Source organism: Pseudomonas sp. JQ170C, assembly GCF_035581345.1.
Taxonomy (GTDB): domain Bacteria; phylum Pseudomonadota; class Gammaproteobacteria; order Pseudomonadales; family Pseudomonadaceae; genus Aquipseudomonas.
In genome coordinates this window covers 2,069,125-2,083,866 of record NZ_CP141608.1, presented here as the reverse complement: position 1 = coordinate 2,083,866, position 14,742 = coordinate 2,069,125, and the positions used below count along the sequence as shown (strand labels likewise).

Sequence of the window (14,742 nt, the reverse complement as noted above, 5' to 3'; positions counted from 1 at the left end):
ACACTTACTGACGCACTCATGCCGCGATCCCCTTAACGTGCTCCCAAGCGTCGACGTTCCAGCCTGCGAGCTTTGCCCGAGCACGCCACTCAACGACGTTCTTGCCCAGCTCGGCCGACTTCAAGGAAGGGGGAAGGGAGGGATCGCCGTCACTGGGAAAAAAGAACGCGGCAAACCGCCGGTTGTTGCCATCGGTCCAGGGGATAGCCCGCGTCTTCTCCACCGTCGCGCTGATCATCAGCGAGAACTTTGTCTGACTCATGGAGTGCTCCTTGTTGCGTGAGCACCATTCGAGGAACAGTGCATAGAGATCGCTGGTGAGGCAGCAACCCCATAGGCCGTGCCCCAGCTCGCCAGCTCGCCAAAGGAAAAGGAAGGTTTGCCAGGCCGTGCGACTCAGGGCAACCAACCGTTGACGAGCCTCGGTGTCAGGTGGCCGCGTGCGCTGGTCAAACTCGCCCAGCTCCACGGCCAGCAGCCAGCCATACAACGCAGCCACCCCGCCATTGGCAAGCTCATGACTGATCGCCTTCTGGCGTTCGACCGGAAGCGTCTCCATCGGCCACATCACCAGCATCCGGCGGTCAGCGTCGCTGATCGGCCACGGCATGATTTCGTTGCTCAGGAAGACCGCGTTCATATGGTTGGCTTCTTCCCAACCATTGATGAACTTGGACTCCATGCGCACCGTCTTGCCGGTGATCATGTGCTTGATTTTACCCACTTGGTTGTAGCGTTGATCCCGGCTGACGACTTCTTCGAACACTGCCCACAGCTTGCGGCTTTGCCAAGCGTTGAAGCTGCCCTCCAGCTGCGTCTGCCCGACGGTTGCCGCGTATTGGCCATACAGCTGGCCGAACACATCAGCAAACAGCAGGCTCTTGCCGGAACCCTCCATGATCGAATGCATCAAGACGGCGGTGTCCATCTTAGCCCCCATGTGCTGCAGCGGGTACGCGAGCCACTTGACCAGCCACTCCTGCGCCTTGTTGTCATGGTTGCAGAGGAATGAGATCAGCCACCGCAGGTTCTCGCACGCGGCGTCATCACGCACCGGCTCCAGGGGCAGCCCGTCGAACGTGTTGATGTAAACATTCGGGTCCTTCCGCATGGTCGGGTCGAACACAATATGGTCGACGTCCACCACTCGCCGATCCTGGCTGTTCAACCACCACTTGTACTCCTCGCCCAGGGCCATCTTCACGGCGCCTTCAGCGATGCGCCGTTTCTTCTCACGGTCCCAAACGTCCTTTGTGCCGTCGATGTACACGTAGCGCTCGATAGGGTCCATCTTCAACGCCGCGCCTTTTTTGGCCGACAGACGCCGTGCCTGGTCGAGCTCTTGGACCTTCTCCGACGCGATCAACTTCTTGTCAGTCCGCTCCATCCATTCCTTCGCGAGCGGCTTACCAACCAGGGCCTCGAAGCCGGTCCGCTTCATCGGCTTAACCTTGTCGAAGTCCCACACATTGGTGGTGCCCTCGACCAGGGCGAACCGCCGCATCGCGCCGTCGATGTCCAAAGCATCACCCCCCGCGCCCCCTTCGCCCGAGAAGCTGGCCGAGCTGGCTGCGTTGCTATTCGATGCGTCCTGGGGAAGGTCTTCAATCTGTTCAGCACCGCACTCCGGGGCTGGCAAGCTCGTAGGCTCATCTACCGATGGGGCACGGGGAAGCTCGCCGAGAGGCGGTGGGGCTGGTGGGCGCGACTTAACATCCAAACCGAGGGCCTTCGCAGCCGCCCTGGTCGCAGCTCGCTGGTCACCGTCGTGCATCAGGATGCAAAAAACGTCGAAAGCGTCGTTCTTGTGACCATTGGCAAGCGGATCGGAGCTGTGATGCGAATAAAGCTTGCCATCTATGATGGTCACTCCCGGATCACCACTGCTGCTGTGCGGACACAGCCACTTGTCACCTTTACGCTCGTAGCCATGGGCCTCGATCAGCGTTGCGATGTCGTGACAGCGGTTGAACTCAGGAATGACCTCTGGCAGTCGATCACCGGAACGTTCAGCTAAGTGAGGCCTCGTGGCAGGAAGAGCCGGAGCAGCTGTAGGCTTAGGCGCCCAAGGACACACTGACTGCGCCTGGGCCTTGAGTTGATCCCACCCAAGCCAAATGGCCAACAATTCAGCTGGCAGCTCGGGCATACCCTCAGGTGAGGGTGGATTGCGCCAAGTGTAAGGTTGACCAGTACCAGGATGAATGGATGGCGGCAGAACGTCTTGAACAGCACCACCCCGCAGTTCGAACACAGTGGTCCTTTTGAAGGGCTCAGCGGCCATACGCAGCACAGCTACCCTGCCCGCGTCACCAGTCTTTTTGGCTGCCACCACCTGCGCGGTAAGAGCCTTCAGAATCGAGCCATCAGGGTCAGCCTGGTTAGGCCAAGTGAGCGAACGACGACTCAATTCAATGCCCGCTGGCACCCGAAACATAACGCGGAAACGCGCCGGGTTACCCACCGTGGTTGGATGGGCGGCGGCAAGCGCATCAAGGTCCAACCCGAATGCCTCCTTTAGAACCCGCCGCGACATTTCCACCTCATCAACGTCGAGCGAACACACTTGGCTTGGACCAAGCACTACGCCGACGTTGTAAGTTGGATGAGCAGCCCAGAACGCCTCGGCCGCGTCGACATCCGTGAAGTAACCTCCGGGCTTGTTCCAGGCGCCCCCCTTGGGCCCCTTCTCTCCTGGCTCAACGGGTACCAGGGCAAGCCCGAAAGTTTCGATATAGCGCCGCGCCCACGCAGCAATCGAATGTCCTTTGGGCTCGCTCATCTACGCCGCTCCCGTAGCTCCTGGCAGCTCACGCAGGTTTCACAACCAGAGACCAGTTGCTGACGCAGCAAAGGAATAGCGTCGTCACAGTCCTCACAGAACTGGGCGCTAGGTTTGCTGGGCTTTTGCGTATGGCGCTGAAGCGCCATTTGCAGGAAGTACTCGGCCTGCTCGCTTGCCACGTCGAGCGGATCTGGAAGGTTAGCCATTGGCGCGGTCCTCCATGGCCTGACGGGCACCGGCCATGATGGCCAGCACCTGCCGAATTACATCCATCCCGCACTTCTCCAGGTCGAGAACTTCAGGCAGGGTCCAGATGTTGTCTGAAGCACCATCATGCAAGCTGCCGACAAACTTGCCGGACTCATCGAGGAGCCCCGCAACAGCCTGTAGCGCATCATTGGTCGCCGGTACTGGCTCAGGGCGGTACCACACAACCCCAGCTGGACGGACCAGGGCGTCAAGCAGCCTTGGATCCGCCGTCCACTGGATGATTTCCTCCAGCTCATCCGGCGTCGGCCAGCGGCGTTCTTCGGTGTGGTGGAGCTTCTTCTGCAGGGTATCCACCTCTAGGCCCATGTCGAAGGCTAGTCTGGTGATACCGCCATGGTAGTCACGACCTGCGCGGTAGAGCGCTTGCCGCAAGGTGAGGACCGGGCCAGCGCCCGGTAGTAGATCAATGCGACTCATAACCGTAAATCCTCGGTTTACGGTGTAGCCACAAGACAGGGTAGGCCCTATCCTACAGCCACGACCGTACTGTGCTGTGCGTCGTCGTAGCTGGGCTGGGGAGGTGAGAGGCCCCAGTCCAGCACCCTAATGTTTTGCTTGTCTCAGATACGCCCAATCGATGTCCGGCCGGAGTGCTTCGCAACGAATCACGCCATCCGTTTCTCGATCCAGGCAAACAGCCAGACCTGCACTAGCGCGCCGGTTACCGTAGGCCACCTGCTTTAACTGGCCAACGGACGTTCCGCAGCGATGCGCGAAAGCCTCAAGCCCTTCCTTGTCCATCGTTTTCAAGTACTCGCTAAGCGTCATAGACACCTCCATGGGTGGCGAGATTAGCAATTGCTAATTGACAAAACAATAGCAACTCGTAATTTACTGTTTGCTAACGGAAAGCAATCATCGCTGCATGGACATAAACGAAAGGCGTATCGCCTCACTCCGCAAGATCATGGGCACTCTGAGCCAGAAGGAATTCGCCGAGGCTCACGACCTGGACGCGTCGTACCTGTCACAACTGCTGAACGGCCACCGAAAGCTGGGGGAAAAAGCTGCACTGAATCTCGAGGTCAAGATCGGGCTCAAAGCAGGGACGCTGACATCTCCTCCATTAGAGGAGCCCACATTCGCAGCCCCGGACAATGTGGTGCAGATGCCGAAGCGGTCAGCAAAGGACAAGAATTTTGTGCTTCTCCCGTACCTCGACATCGCAGCCTCAATGGGGCACGGCAAGGTAGCCCCAGGAATGCACATTGAAGTGATCCGCGACATGACGGTTCACCTCGACTGGCTCAGGATGCAGGGCCTCACCTTCTCGAAGATCGACAATCTCGCAATCATCACGGGCGAAGGCGATAGCATGTCCGGGACGTTCGTAGATGGTGATGCACTGCTCGTTGATCGCGGCATTACTGAGGTCAAAACCGACGCCATTTACGTGTTCACGCTAGACGGAGACCTCTATATCAAACGTCTCCAGCGGCTGACCGGCGGTGTGCTGCGAATGATTTCAGACAATCCCGTTTACCCGCCGATTACCATCGACGAATCGATGATCGACAGGATGCATATTCAGGCGCGTGTACTGCTCGCCTGGAACACAAAAAAGCTATAGCCCCCTTCTCGCTGTGATCTACCGGTTTAATCGCTGGGGCACAGCCACGCCAAATTAATTTAGCATTTGCTATTGATATACTAATTAGCTTTTGCTAATTTCAGCCCGTGTCATCCTCTCACATAAGGACACGGACCAATGAAATCAGCACAGCACAAAGGATCAGAAGCAGTTCTCATCCATCCCGCCACCTGTAGTAGCTTGGCCAAGATCCAAGCTTTCCAGCGCCGCACCGGCCTGCAGGTTGTCGTCTCCCTAACAGGGAAAGCCCACGCAATCCCTTGCGCCGGGGGTACCGCATGAGCGAGTTCAATATCCCCCTTCACCGAGTCATGCTGCTCCAGCGCACCCTCGAACACGGCGGCAAAGCCACCTGCCAATTGCGTCGCCTTGAGACATCGATGGATGCCCAGATCGACGTCGAGAACGACCACACCACGCACCATATCAAGGTGACACTGGGCCCGCTCGTTAGCTCACTGGCTCTGCCCCGCGATCCGTCGGCCAAGTACCAGCAACTGCGGGACTTCCTGCAAGACCTGGCTAATGGCAGGGCCGACTCCGGCGCCCAGTCCGAAGAAGCGCTCGCCCTTCTGGAAGCCCAAGAGAGCGTGAACGAGGTCCTGCAGCGCGGCCAGATCGCCTACGTCATCACTACCGTCAACCGGAAGATTCCCCTCGGCGCGGTTGTGACCAACGACCTGGGAGAGGTGTGCGCAGCTGTCACAGCCGCTAGCAAAGAGCAGCTAGCGGCAGCAGTGCTAGCAAAGCTTCAGCTCGCCCCCGAGGCGCTCGGGGAGTGCGCATGAACACGCTGGAACAACTGCGCAGCGAGTGGACCACCCCCTGTCCGACGCTGACCGCAGTGAGGGAGCGCTACTTCCCTCACATCGGCTCAGACCGACGGTTTAGGGAGCTGATCAACAAAGGCGAGATCAAGTTGCGGCTGAACAAGCTGCACAACTCTGCAAAGGCACACCACGTGGTTTACCTGCACAACCTCGCTGACTACCTCGACCACCAGGCTCAACAAACTACGCGATCCGCTTGAACTAGGCGGCCCCGGCCACCTGGGGCACCCAGCCCGCCACCGCCCCTCACCTTGCTCGGTGGCGAGCTATTAAGGAGCACAGCACATGCAACCGCACCAATACGCACTCGGCGCCGGAATTCTCTGGCTGACAGCGCTCATCGTTCTCCCCTTCCTGATCGCGAAAGCTCGAACCCGCTCATTCGCCCTGGGGCTTGACGCCGGAAAGCACCTTCAGAAAGCAGACTTCAAGCTGCAGATTCAATCGCTGAGAGACGACCTGGCCGAGGCCGCCGTCCAGGCCGAAGCCGATCAGCGAAAACATCACATCTCCGTCGCCAACCTCAAAGGCACCATCAGCGAGCTGGAAGCCCGGATGATGTCTTACACCGGGCTCGCGGTGACCAAAAGTGACTATGAACAACTGACCAAAGCTGCAGAGACCCTGCAATTAGCCCAGCGCACTTGGAAAACGGCGAAAGGGACCGAGCCTTGGTGCGTCCGAGCCCACAACGAATGCCGCGGCATCCAGAACCTTGCCCAACGCATTCACGACAATTTGCGCAATATCCCGGCCACCACCACCAAGGTAGGAGAATCGGCATGAAGCCTGCCGCCAACCATTGTCCGTCCAAGAACATTCTGGTGCACGACCTGCAGGAATGCGGCAAATCCACTCCAATGAGCGAAGTACTGGCCGAAGAAGAAATCGCAGCAATCACTGGCTATCAGATCCCCTCCCGTCAAATCGAATGGCTGAATCAAAATGGCTGGCGACACGTACTCACTGCCGCAAGACGCCCAGTTGTAGGAAGGATATACGCACGCTTGAAGCTAGCGGGAGTTAAACCATCAATCTCCAACACAGTAGCCGAAACCTGGGCCCTTGATTTGGCACGAGTGAGTTGAACGATGCGTATCAAGAAAGCAGTAAACCGTGACCTCCCGCCGCGAATGCTGCGGCGGGTTCGCAATCTTAAAAGCGGGGCCCAGTGGGTCGGCTACTACTATGACGGCCGCGATGAGAACGGCAAGCGGATTGAAATCCCTCTGGGTACCGACCTAGACGTTGCCAAAATGGAATGGGCGAGGCTTGATCGCAAAGCCGTACCCAAGACTGTTCGCTTTCTTGGAGATGTCTTCAATCGATATGAGCGTGATGTGATTCCCAGCAAGATGCCCAGGACCCAGAAGGACAACCTGCTCTCGCTGAGGCAACTCAGGGCAGCATTCAGTGAGGCCCCGATTGATGCCATCACACCACAGATTATTGCCCAGTACAGGGACAAACGATCGGGCAAGGTTCGCGCTAACCGTGAGATATCCCTTCTCTCACACATCTACAACTTGGCGCGGGAATGGGGCATCACTAAAATGGAGAACCCTGCCGCCGGGGTGCGGAAGAATAAGGAGCGGCCGCGTGACTTCTATGCCGGACCAGAGATCTGGGATGCGGTCTATCGTTGGGCTGCATCCGAGTTACGAGACGCGATGGATCTGGCATACCTGACAGGGCAGCGCCCGACTGATGTGCTCTCGATGCGTGCAACCGATTGCGTAGATGGCCACCTCCAGGTGGCTCAGGGCAAGACATCTAAGAAACTGCGGATTCAATTAGAATCAAGTGGCCAGATAAACGGGCTGGGACTGCTTCTAAAACGCCTATTGCAGCAGCGAAAAGAACGCTGTGTCTGCAATCCGTATCTGATCACCACACAGGATGGTAGGAATGTAACTTCGTCGATGCTGCGCCTCAGGTTCGATGGTGCTAGGAAATCAGCCACCGAACAGGCGCTCGAAAACCAGGATACAGTACTGGCCGAGCAGATCCAGCAGTTCCAATTTAGAGATATTCGACCTAAAGCGGCAAGCGAAATCATTGATCTAACACATGCCAGCCGCCTTCTCGGACATACCGATAAACGAATTACAGAGACTGTATACCGCAGAGTTGGCGAGGTGGTAAAACCTACGCGCTAAATTTTTAGTAAGCATATACCATTACGAGACTGTCGTTTGGCCTAACTAATTTATGCTAGGCCGTCCAAGCCTCGTAACTGGCGACTACTCAAATTGCAGTAAATGTTATCTTTTTACTCTTGTCAACTACCTGCATATCATAACCATCATCCTTACCAACCACAACCTCTTTAAGCTTTTTCAATTTTAGCAAAGGACTAAGATCTTGAATACTCGTCGATACAATTCCCAAATGGATCAGATTTGAAAGACCTTTGACCCAATCCAAAGTTTCAATTGGCATTCCATCGAGGCGAAGTAATTCAAGGCTTTTCAAATTCCCAATAGCCGATACTTCTTTCACGGATAGATCTCGAAGTACTAACGAATGCAAGCCAGTCAACCTTTCGACACCCTCAATACTTTCTATCGAAAGCTTGTTCATAAACAAATATCTTAGCTCAGTCGATGCAACACCCGAGAAGCTATCAATCGGACAATGATCAACAAAAAGCCCCTGTAAACCTGCCATCTTCGATACGAAATCAAGACTTGATATCTTCAGACCCTTCAAGCTCAAAGTGTTAATTTTCCTATTTCCAGACAGGCAGGAAAGCGAATCAACAGGGCAGTCCGAGATACATAAGTAATCCAAACTTTTCAGCCGAGACAAGCAGCTAACATCATAAACCGGCATTTTAGTAAAATTTAGAAATTCTAATTCAGTCAACGCCTTAAGCGCAGAAACATCAACAACATTAATATCTTCCAAATGAAGAGTTTGAAGTTTTTTCCAATACGCCAAGAACCCTAGCGACTTCAGCTCTACCTCATGAAAAGCGGAGAAGCGCACATTGCAACGCGACTTAATCTCCTCTAACCCAGACTGCCTTACGCTCTTAAACTCGACATAAAATAACTTCTTAAATTTCGCTATGCATTCTGCATTTATTAACTGTGAGTTTTCGACAACAAGAGTCTCTAGATATTTCAAGCTATTAGCTGCCGATAGATCAACTAGCTCTACCCCCGAACAGCACAAAGCTCGCAGCTGTGTAAACTCGGACAAGAATGAATGTGTTAACTTCACGCCCCCCCGTGATATCAAAAACCTCACATTCGAGGATATAAATACATCAGATGAACTAGGAAGCCTATTGAATTTTTCATCTGAAGACTCCTCATCTATCTCTTCACCCAGTACCAAGGCATACCCCGAAGAGATTAAAACTCGAGCCAACTCATCCGAACCGCTGTCCCAATCCTGGTATGCTGCCAAACAAGAAACAGTTGCCAGATAATCCAACCAAATACGTGAAAGCTTAATATGTTTATTACTAAGAAGCCGACCCGCCAAACTTGATTTAGCACCGAAAATATTTTCGAGTTGTGGGTATTGTGGATATGTAGATTTAGCTAGACTCTCTACCCATTTCGGACTTCGCTCGTTTGATAGTATCTCAAACAAGAAAATCAAAGTCTCAAGCCAGTGACTTTTATCTGCCCATTGTGCGAAATCATGAATATGAACATCCGATTTCTTTTTAGACGTCTGGTCTGCAAAGTCTGGCGAAACTACGCAAACCTCTAAATGGCATGCACAAAAATATTCTTGGAAACTCAGATGCACGAATGCATAATAGCCCTCGCCGCGCGGAAGTAGCAAACCACTTCGACGAGCAACCCAGTCTAGAAACTCGCAAGCGACCTCACGCGTATCACGAACACCTGATACCTTCATGGATTCCTCAATCCACGAAATCACCTGCTTTTCCGAGACAAGTATCCCTACATTTTGGCGAGTTTGCTCTTTTCTAGCACATTGCATTTTGAATCCGACATAGGAAAGCCAGCTTTTTTTCTCCCTCCAATTATAGCTTCCTAGAATATCTCCCTGAATAATTTTCCGTTGACTATCAATGGTGTTTATATAGGCATTAACAATTTCCTCATAGAGTAAAGCCTTACCATCCGGCAAATGAGCTCTTTCCCTATGAACAATAGCCATCAAACTTAATAGGTTTGGGGTGCGCGCCAACTTGACTGTAACTTCAGACTGATTCAATGCCGCCAACAGATCGGATGTTTTCTCCTTTGCCTCTTTATCGGAAGCACATCTTTGCCTATACCAATTCCTAGAAAAATCAGATATTTGACTCCAATCAAATGGCATCAAAAACCTAACTTCCGCCCATGGCTTTTCTTTGGTAGAGACCACCTCCGTGGCACCATCCAAGTCAGCAAACGCGAACCCTTTCCTCAAAGATCTTTCATTCGAATCAATTCTTTGATGCGCCGTTCTTAATGAAGAGTCAACAGGATAGTCGTCATAACCGACAATACGCGAGGTGGCTAAAACACAAGCATCCTTTCGTTGCGCCTCTCTCATCCATCGACCGACTGCAACCCGGTCATCTAAAGGTATTTCGTCTACCCCATCTAGTATTAGAATAAATCTCCCAGAGTCGATCCAGCTCTCTAGGACAGGAGCCAAGTCTTCTGCTCGCGCGCTCCCCAAAACTTTACTTACTATGTGATTGGCGAGCTCTTTAATACCTTGAGTCTCTGCAAAACATTCCTTTTCGAGCTCTCTGAGCACACAGGGCAAAGGAAGTACATTTGTTAACCGGGAAGGCAGAGGCGCAGTAGCGCCTGATGTGATACGCCAGGCGATCCAATTACTTAGCGTAGTTTTGCCCCCCCCTGGATCGCCCAAGATCACTAATCTCGGAGAATCGTCCAACTCTTCAAGCAGGCTCTTTCCTTTGGGCCAAGACTCGGGAGAGCTATCGGCAGTGACTGCAGTTGAAGAAAGAAGCGGAGGCACGAACAATGTTTCAATTTTTACAGGCGGGAGATCCCTCATTGCAGGCAATGCAAGGGTCTCCACGACGCCACATCGCCGATTAATCACCCCTAAATACGTTCGCAACTGGGGTTCATCCCAGAGATTGAAGCTTCTTTTAGTATCCATAACTATAGTGCTCTCGGTATTTGACGGCCTTCAAGAAGCGGAATGAAATCACGTGGTAGCAAATGATCGCGATACTCCCGCACTATTTCGTCAATCCAAAAAATATCTATGTCCCCGGGGTTGGGATACTCAACCGACCAGGCCGGACGGTTCCTAGTATCTCCCAGGTAAGTTCGAGTTGTAAGTTTCAAGCAGCTCGCCCATGCAGGAGACATATCAGCCCCTTCTAAATTTTTACTTCTCTCGCCACTACACCAAGCAACACACTCTGACCAAAAATCAGGATCAAAATGCCACCTTTCCCAAATATCCCTATGGAACTGATGAATATATGATGCCACCAAAACTTTGACAGCCCATATTTTTTGCCCATCAAGATCATCAGGAAATGGCAAACAACCTGAAAAACGCACCCATTGATTAGCCAGCGCCTTCAATCTTCTCGGGTTAGGCGGCAAACACACATTCTCCCCTACAGCCAAATTGAATGCGCTCACTTTATTTATATCTGTAGCAGCAGACAAAAGTGCCGAGAACAGACCTGCGGTATTAGCCGGCAAGGGCAAACGATAGATATCGGTGCAGATTTTCTCCAAATAATGACTAGCACGCAAATGCCTCTCGCCTGCAGAGGCAGAAGACATTGAAAAAATCTCCTCACCGATCGCATCGGTCAGAACAGTTTCATTCATCCCCAATACAAAAACGCAGTTTGGTAAATTTAAATAAATCTTTAACCCTTCAAGTAACTTAAACGCGGCACGGGGATTACAACGATCCAAGTCGTCAATAAATATAACGACACGACCACTATTATCCTTAGGGAGAAGTGTTACTATCGTGTTGTGCAAATGAGTTCTAATTGAATCTGAGTCAAGCTTTTCAGCTAGATTGCTCTTCTCCCAAGCCTCACCAATTTTCTGAATAGCACCTGCATTCGGCACTACTCCTTCATATCCTATTGCCTTACCAATATCCCCGAGCCCATCCAGAGTGTACCGTAGTGATATCTCGCCAATTTTTTTGAACTTGGCAACGACACTTGGAATGGCAGCGAACTGACGTCTCATTTCTTGGATAAGTGCAACCACCGGATTTGGCTCGTGCTGGTACCGCCAAGAATCAAACCAGATAGTAACTACCTTATTATTCGTTGGAATACGAGCTGACGAGGGCGACTGCACAGCCCCCGCTTCGTCACACTTACCACCGAGGCGTCGCTGTAATTGCCGCATAAAACTCGTTTTCCCGCTCCCCCAGCTTCCATGAATACCAATGACATGAGGCGTAGGGCAATTTTCTATGCGCTCTCGCATCCTATCAAGCTCGGACTCCCACCCCAAGCGGTCCGTTAAAGTGGGGAGATCATTCAATATGATGCTATGGCCTGTCACTTTCGTATCCTTAATAGTAACAAGGGGAATAAACAGAAACTCTTCATTCTAGCGACTTGCAACACCTATTTTCCAGACGCTGTAGAGCACGTTTTGCCACCCAGGAGCGCTGACTAATGCAGAATGGGTGTGAACGCCCCTCCCACCACACGCAGCTGATGGCAAAGAACCGTGCTCAATGAGGGTTAGGAATGCCTGCCTAGGCTTCCAGATTGAGGCGTATTCGTATTGAATTGCGGAAATGATGGGAACAATGCGGAAACGACCTGGCGCCTGACAGGGCAAAAACTGGAGCGCCAGAAACGCAAAAAGCCCTGAATAATCAGGGCTTTGAAGATGGCGGAAGCGTAGAGATTCGAACTCTAGGATAGTTGCCCATCGACGGTTTTCAAGACCGTTGCCTTAAACCACTCGGCCACGCTTCCTCGTATTGCGGGCGCCATAATACCGAAATGAAACAAGCTGTCAAACTCTCGATAGGGCTGTTTTCCAATGCTCTGTTATGATCTTTGCATCTGAACGTTTCAAACCCACAGGAGTGTCGCCATGCGCGAACAGGATTATGCCGTCAATCACGGCCAGCAGATCGAGCAGCAGGAGGTCAGCAAGGTCCTGCGCAATACGTACGGGCTGCTGGCTATCACCCTCGCCTTCAGTGGCGTCATGGCCTTCATCGCGCAGCAGATGCGCGTTGGCTACCCGAACATTTTCGTGGTGCTGATCGGCTTCTATGGCCTGTTCTTCCTCACCAACAAGCTGCGTGATTCGGCCTGGGGCCTGGTGTCTACCTTTGCCCTCACCGGTTTCATGGGCTTTATCCTCGGCCCTATCCTCAACCGTTACCTGGGCATGGCCGGTGGCGCTGAAGTGGTCAGCTCGGCCTTCGCCATGACCGCGCTGGTGTTCGGTGGCCTGTCGGCCTACGTGCTGATCACCCGCAAGGACATGAGCTTCCTCGGTGGCTTCATCACCGCCGGTTTCTTTGTGCTGATGGGTGCGGTGCTGGCCAGCCTGTTCTTCCAGATCAGCGGCCTGCAATTGGCGATCAGCGCCGGTTTCGTGCTGTTCTCGTCGGTCTGCATCCTGTTCCAGACCAGCGCAATCATTCACGGTGGCGAGCGTAACTACATCATGGCGACTGTCAGCCTGTATGTATCGATCTACAACCTGTTCGTCAGCCTGCTGCAATTGTTCGGCTTGATGGGTCGCGATGACTGATCGCTCTTGAATGTGTGAGAAAGCCCGCTTCGGCGGGCTTTTTTGTGGGCGGTGGTTTTGTATCCCAGGGCAAACCCGTTCCTGCCGTGGGCGTGGCGGTGAGGGGGATTACCCCGTAGAATGCGCTCCTTTTTTCTTCCGGGGCAGCACTCCCATGAGTTCAATCGAGCAAGGGCCCGGCGCACCTGCGCAGGTCAATGAACTGGTTCTTGGCCTTGAGGATCGGCCGCGGCCGCTGATCGCGATGCTGGCTGCGCTGCAGCATTTGCTGGCGATTATTGTGCCGATCGTGACGCCAGGGCTGTTGATCTGCCAGGCACTGGGGGTTTCCGCGCGCGATACCAACCTGATCGTGTCGATGTCGCTGGTGATTTCCGGGATCGCCACCTTTGTTCAGTGCCGTCGCTTCGGGCCGTTCGGCGCCGGGCTGCTGATTGTTCAGGGCACCAGTTTCAACTTTGTCGGGCCGTTGATCGCCGGAGGCGCGCTGATGGTCAAGCAAGGCACGCCGGTGGAAGCGGTAATGGCGGCGATCTTCGGTGTAGTGATTGCCGGCTCGTTCGTGGAAATGGGCATTTCGCGCATTTTGCCGTTCGTTAAACGCCTGATTACGCCCTTGGTGACCGGTATCGTGGTGCTGATGATCGGCCTGACCCTGATCAAGGTCGGCCTGATCAGCATGGGCGGCGGCTTTACCGCCATGGGCAACGGCACCTTCGCCAATGGCGAGAACCTGCTGCTGTCGGGTGTGGTGCTGGCGATTATCGTCGTGCTCAACCGTATTCCGCTGGTGTGGATGCGCAGCTGCGCCATTGTCATTGCCCTGGCGGTGGGCTATGCCCTGGCGGGCTATCTGGGTCGCCTGGATTTCACCGGCATGCATGAAGCCGAGCTGTTCCAGGTGCCGATGCCGTTGCATTTCGGCCTCGGCTTCTCCTGGGCACTGTTCATTCCGATGCTGGTGATTTACCTGGTGACGTCGCTGGAAGCCATTGGTGACGTTACCGCCACCAGCAAGGTATCGCGCCAGCCCGTGGAAGGCCCGCTATGGATGCAGCGGATCAAAGGGGGCGTGCTGGTCAACGGCGCCAACTCGCTGCTGGCCGGGGTATTCAATACCTTCCCCAGCTCGATCTTCGCCCAGAACAATGGGGTGATTCAGCTGACCGGTATCGCCAGCCGTCATATCGGTGTGTGGATTGCCGCGATGCTGGTGATTCTCGGCCTGTTCCCGAGTGTTGCCGGGGTGATCCAGGCGGTGCCGGAGCCGGTGCTCGGTGGTGCAGCCATGGTGATGTTCGGTGCGGTGGCAGCATCGGGGATTAATATCCTCGCCAGCATCAACCTGGACCGCCGTGCGCTGCTGATCATTGCCGTGTCGCTGGCGCTGGGCCTGGGTGTGGCCCAGGTGCCGGAGTTCCTTGCACATATGCCGTCGGCACTGCGCAATGTGCTGGAGTCGGGTGTGGCTACCGGCGGGATTTGTGCGCTGGTGTTGAACTGGTTCTTGCCTGAGCATAAAGAGAAGGCTTGAGGTGATGG

14 protein-coding genes and 1 tRNA gene are annotated in these 14,742 nt (G+C 53.8%); 8 read left to right on the top strand and 7 right to left on the bottom strand.

Annotation, left to right across the window (positions count from 1 at the left end):
- Positions 1–16 precede the first annotated feature (16 nt).
- From U9R80_RS09795 to U9R80_RS09780, 4 genes are all read right to left on the bottom strand, one after another.
- Positions 17–2,782, bottom strand: a complete 2,766-nt coding sequence (locus U9R80_RS09795) for a bifunctional DNA primase/polymerase (RefSeq protein WP_301841472.1) — start codon at positions 2,780–2,782, stop codon at positions 17–19.
- A complete protein-coding gene (locus tag U9R80_RS09790; RefSeq protein WP_301841474.1) occupies positions 2,779–2,991 on the bottom strand; it encodes a TraR/DksA C4-type zinc finger protein in 213 nt (70 codons plus the stop codon). The genes U9R80_RS09795 and U9R80_RS09790 overlap by 4 nt, the downstream gene beginning before the upstream one ends.
- Positions 2,984–3,472: a phage regulatory CII family protein gene (locus tag U9R80_RS09785; protein WP_301841476.1), complete on the bottom strand. Its 489-nt coding sequence runs from the start codon at positions 3,470–3,472 to the stop codon at positions 2,984–2,986. The genes U9R80_RS09790 and U9R80_RS09785 overlap by 8 nt, the downstream gene beginning before the upstream one ends.
- 126 nt (positions 3,473–3,598) lie before the next feature.
- The gene (locus U9R80_RS09780; RefSeq protein WP_301841478.1) at positions 3,599–3,823 is read right to left on the bottom strand and encodes a transcriptional regulator; all 225 of its coding nucleotides are present in this window, start codon (positions 3,821–3,823) and stop codon (positions 3,599–3,601) included.
- Positions 3,824–3,920: 97 nt separating this feature from the next.
- On the opposite strand from U9R80_RS09780, the gene U9R80_RS09775 reads away from it, so the two are divergent.
- The 6 genes from U9R80_RS09775 (at position 3,921) to U9R80_RS09750 (ending at position 7,635) form a co-directional block, all read left to right on the top strand.
- Positions 3,921–4,625 (top strand): LexA family transcriptional regulator, encoded by a 705-nt coding sequence (locus tag U9R80_RS09775; protein ID WP_301841480.1) that lies wholly within the window; start codon positions 3,921–3,923, stop codon positions 4,623–4,625.
- A gap of 299 nt (positions 4,626–4,924) precedes the next feature.
- Complete coding sequence (locus tag U9R80_RS09770; protein WP_301841481.1) at positions 4,925–5,434, top strand: hypothetical protein; 510 nt, start codon at positions 4,925–4,927, stop codon at positions 5,432–5,434.
- Positions 5,431–5,676 (top strand): pyocin activator PrtN family protein, encoded by a 246-nt coding sequence (locus U9R80_RS09765; protein ID WP_301841483.1) that lies wholly within the window; start codon positions 5,431–5,433, stop codon positions 5,674–5,676. Before U9R80_RS09770 ends, U9R80_RS09765 begins: the two co-directional genes overlap by 4 nt.
- An 85-nt stretch (positions 5,677–5,761) precedes the next feature.
- Positions 5,762–6,262 carry a hypothetical protein gene (locus U9R80_RS09760; protein WP_301841485.1) on the top strand — a complete coding sequence of 167 codons (501 nt, stop codon included), beginning with the start codon at positions 5,762–5,764 and terminating at the stop codon, positions 6,260–6,262.
- Positions 6,263–6,336: 74 nt separating this feature from the next.
- On the top strand, positions 6,337–6,564 hold the full coding sequence (locus U9R80_RS09755) for a DUF4224 domain-containing protein (RefSeq protein WP_301841607.1): 228 nt from the start codon (positions 6,337–6,339) through the stop codon (positions 6,562–6,564).
- 3 nt (positions 6,565–6,567) lie between these two features.
- A complete protein-coding gene (locus U9R80_RS09750; RefSeq protein ID WP_301841486.1) occupies positions 6,568–7,635 on the top strand; it encodes a tyrosine-type recombinase/integrase in 1,068 nt (355 codons plus the stop codon).
- Positions 7,636–7,723: 88 nt separating this feature from the next.
- On the opposite strand, the gene U9R80_RS09745 is transcribed toward U9R80_RS09750, so the two are convergent.
- The 3 genes from U9R80_RS09745 to U9R80_RS09735 form a co-directional block, all read right to left on the bottom strand.
- Positions 7,724–10,588, bottom strand: a complete 2,865-nt coding sequence (locus U9R80_RS09745; protein WP_301841487.1) for an NACHT domain-containing protein — start codon at positions 10,586–10,588, stop codon at positions 7,724–7,726.
- Positions 10,589–10,590: 2 nt separating this feature from the next.
- Positions 10,591–11,982: a KAP family P-loop NTPase fold protein gene (locus tag U9R80_RS09740; RefSeq protein ID WP_301841488.1), complete on the bottom strand. Its 1,392-nt coding sequence runs from the start codon at positions 11,980–11,982 to the stop codon at positions 10,591–10,593.
- Positions 11,983–12,319: 337 nt separating this feature from the next.
- Positions 12,320–12,407 (bottom strand) — tRNA-Ser (locus U9R80_RS09735).
- A gap of 121 nt (positions 12,408–12,528) precedes the next feature.
- On the opposite strand from U9R80_RS09735, the gene U9R80_RS09730 reads away from it, so the two are divergent.
- Positions 12,529–13,200 carry a Bax inhibitor-1/YccA family protein gene (locus tag U9R80_RS09730; protein WP_301841489.1) on the top strand — a complete coding sequence of 224 codons (672 nt, stop codon included), beginning with the start codon at positions 12,529–12,531 and terminating at the stop codon, positions 13,198–13,200.
- Positions 13,201–13,354: 154 nt separating this feature from the next.
- A complete protein-coding gene (locus U9R80_RS09725; RefSeq protein WP_105642111.1) occupies positions 13,355–14,734 on the top strand; it encodes a nucleobase:cation symporter-2 family protein in 1,380 nt (459 codons plus the stop codon).
- Positions 14,735–14,742 lie beyond the last annotated feature (8 nt).